This window comes from Streptomyces poriferorum (genome assembly GCF_019399235.1).
Lineage (GTDB): Bacteria > Actinomycetota > Actinomycetes > Streptomycetales > Streptomycetaceae > Streptomyces > Streptomyces poriferorum.
Genome location: NZ_JAELVH010000516.1, coordinates 1 through 2,875, shown reverse-complemented (window position 1 = coordinate 2,875; position 2,875 = coordinate 1). Strand labels below are relative to the sequence as shown.

Below are 2,875 nucleotides of genomic sequence, written 5' to 3'. Positions count from 1 at the left end.
CCGGCGTTTGAGGAGCGGGGTCCGCCCCGGACCCCGCTCCTCAAACGCCGGAGGGGCTGGAGGGTACGCGGGGAGGGCTCGCGCGGCGGCCCGGGAGGTACGCGGGGGCCTGTGCGGCACCGCTTGTCAGCGGTAGTCCTCCGGGTGGCCCTGCATCCAGGTGTTGATGCGGTCGCGCGTGCCCAGCAGTTGGCTGCGGTGCTTCTCCAGGTTGGCCGTGGAGGTGTCACCGGCCAGCGTGGTGCTCAGTGTGCTGATCCAGCCCAGCGGCTCCTTGAAGTGGTTCGGGCCGCCGCCGTCCGCCCTCATCGACTTGTCCAGGCCGTTCAGTTCGTCGTTCACCCGGCCGAGGAAGTAGGCACAGTTGCCGTCCCCGGGTGCGCAGCCGTCCTGGTACGTGGCCTGGAGGCCGGCGAAGGCGCTGCGTACCTCCTCGGGCCTGTTGAAGGCCTTCTCCTGGGCCGCGTTCGCCTCGGCCGCCTCCGAGGCCTCCGCGTCGGCCTCGTCCTGCTCGATCTCCTTGTTCACCGCCGACGCGTTCGCCGAGGGTGCCACGTACGGGACGTCGTCCCCGGGGCCCTGCGACGTACTCGCCTCGGTGCAGCCGGCCAGAGCCCCCACCAGAGCGGCCGTCACGGCCAGTGCGGTCGTGGACATGCGGATGCGGACGCGAACAGACATGTGAGGCCCCCTCGTCGGTTGGCCCAGACCATACCGCGCGGTACCGGTCGGTGAGCCGTCCGCGATCAGCCCGTGATCAGGTTCTGGAGCGCGGGAGCGTAGAGGTCGGCGATGCGCTCCGGAGAGGCGAGCGTGCCCGCGCCCTCGCGGTGGAGGCTGAGCGTCGCGCCGAGGCCCAGCAGGTGGCCGGCCAGGAGTTCGGCGCGCAGGGCGCGGTCGTGGCCGGGGAGGCGGGCGGTCAGGGCGGCGGTGACCTGTTCGTGGAAGCGGTCGCGGAGCAGGGAGCGCTCGTCCTGGTTGCCCAGGGAGAACACGACGCGCAGCAGCGGGTCCGACTTGAACGTGCGGCGGTACGTCACCAGCGTGACGACCATGTGGCGGCCCAGGGCGTCCAGCGGTGCGTCGAAGAGCTCCGCGGCCGCCGGGCCGAAGTCGGCCACGGTGTTGAAGAGTTCCTCCTTGCGGCCGAAGTGCTTGACCACGAGGGACGGGCTCACCCCGGCGTCCGCTGCGATCTTGCGGATGGTCACCTCGGCGTACGGGCGCTGGGTGAACGCCCGTCGCGCGGCGAGCAGGATCGCGTCCCGGCCGCTGCCCGTCTCCGGAGGGACGGCGGGAGCGACGGGCGCGACAGGGGCCGCCGCGGTGGCTCGGCCGCCGGTCATGTGCCCTCCTGGAGTTCTTCCGTCCGCACACTCCTGCTGCGGGTGTCCGGTGCCTTGCGGCTCTCCTCGACCGTACCCGCCGTGGCCGGCCTCCGGCCCGGCAGGAACAGCGTGACGGCCAGGGCGGCGAGTGCCGCGCCGGCCGCGATGACGAAGACCAGTTGGTACGCGTGGAGCGTCGGAGCCGTCCTGCCGCCCGCCCGGAACGTGATGTTGGCCAGGACCGCGGCGACCGTCGCGCTGCAGAAGGCCTGGCCGATCGAGCGCATGAGAGTGTTCAGGCCGTTCGCCGCACCCGTCTCACTGGCCGGAACTCCTCGCATCACGAGGGCGGGCAGGGCCGAGTACGCGATGGCCGTGCCCGAGGCGACGACCGTGGCGCCCGCGATGATCAGCCACAGGCTGTGGCTGGTGAAGTACCGCACCCCGTAGCCGACGGCGATGACCCCCGCGGCGAGCGCGAGGCTGACCTTCGGGCCGTGCTTGGCCGATATCCGGGCCGAGACGGGTGACAGCGCCACCATCGCCACCCCGCCCGGCAGCAGGCACAGTCCGCTGACGACGAGCGAGGCGCCGAGCCCGTACCCCGTGGACTTCGGCTCCTGCACCATCTGCGCGGTGACCAGTGAGTTCGCGTAGAACGCGAAGCCGATCAGCAGGGCCGCGATGTTGGTCAGCAGGACGGCCGGACGCGCCGAGACCCTCAGGTCGACCATGGGTGTCGGCGCGCGAAGCTCGTACGCGCCCCAGAGCAGCGCCACGACCACCGCGGTCGCGAGCAGGCCGACCGTGCGGACCGAGCCCCAGCCCCAGTCGGCGCCCTGGGTGACCGCGAGCAGCAGACAAACGAGCGCAACCGACAGGCCCAGCGCGCCGACCGCGTCGAAGCGGCCGCGGCTGCGCAGCGGGGATTCCGGTACGCAGCACATCGTGTGCAGCACCAGCACGATGTCGACGAGGCCGATCAGGCCGGAGACCCAGAACATCGTGTGCCAGTCGAAGTTCTCCACGACGAGCGCGGCGACGGGCAGGCCGACCGCCGCGCCGATGCCGAGCGTCGAGCTCATCAGCGCGACGGCGGACAGGACGCGCTCGGGCGGCAGTTCGTCGCGCAGGATGCTGATGCCCAGCGGTACGACGGCGATCGCGGCCCCTTGCAGGGCCCGGCCCGTGATCAGCACCCCGATGTGGGAACTGACCGCGCACAGCACCGAGCCCACGACCAGGACCGCGAGCGAGGCCACCAGCACCCGGCGCTTGCCGTACATGTCACCGACCCGGCCGAGGACCGGGGTGAAGACCGCGCCGGTGAGGAGCGTGACGGTGACCAGCCAGCTCGCGGCGGCGGGCGTGGCACCGGTCAGCTCGGGGATGTGCGGGAGCAGCGGCACGACGATCGTCTGCATGACGGCGACGACGACCCCGCAGAAGGCCAGCACGCCGACCGCGAGGCGGGGGTGCGGGGGCCGGACGCCGGACGGCGCGGGGGTGGCTGGGACGGGTATGTCCGCGGTCATGTGTCTCCGTAC

At 72.2% G+C, this 2,875-nt stretch carries 3 protein-coding genes; all 3 read right to left on the bottom strand.

Annotated features, from left to right (window positions below):
- Positions 1-126: 126 nt before the first annotated feature.
- Positions 127-681, bottom strand: coding sequence for a hypothetical protein (locus tag JGS39_RS39175; RefSeq protein WP_236064679.1), 555 nt, complete (start codon positions 679-681; stop codon positions 127-129).
- 65 nt (positions 682-746) lie between these two features.
- Positions 747-1,346: a TetR/AcrR family transcriptional regulator gene (locus JGS39_RS39170; protein ID WP_236064678.1), complete on the bottom strand. Its 600-nt coding sequence runs from the start codon at positions 1,344-1,346 to the stop codon at positions 747-749.
- The gene (locus JGS39_RS39165; RefSeq protein ID WP_219574530.1) at positions 1,343-2,863 is read right to left on the bottom strand and encodes an MFS transporter; all 1,521 of its coding nucleotides are present in this window, start codon (positions 2,861-2,863) and stop codon (positions 1,343-1,345) included. The genes JGS39_RS39170 and JGS39_RS39165 overlap by 4 nt, the downstream gene beginning before the upstream one ends.
- Positions 2,864-2,875 lie beyond the last annotated feature (12 nt).

Excerpts from the sequence above, each read along its gene's own strand:
- JGS39_RS39175 (WP_236064679.1), bottom strand. The coding sequence starts at position 681 with ATGTCTGTTCGCGTCCGCATCCGCATGTCCACGACCGCACTGGCCGTG.
- JGS39_RS39165 (WP_219574530.1), bottom strand. The coding sequence starts at position 2,863 with ATGACCGCGGACATACCCGTCCCAGCCACCCCCGCGCCGTCCGGCGTC.
- JGS39_RS39170 (WP_236064678.1), bottom strand. The coding sequence starts at position 1,346 with ATGACCGGCGGCCGAGCCACCGCGGCGGCCCCTGTCGCGCCCGTCGCT.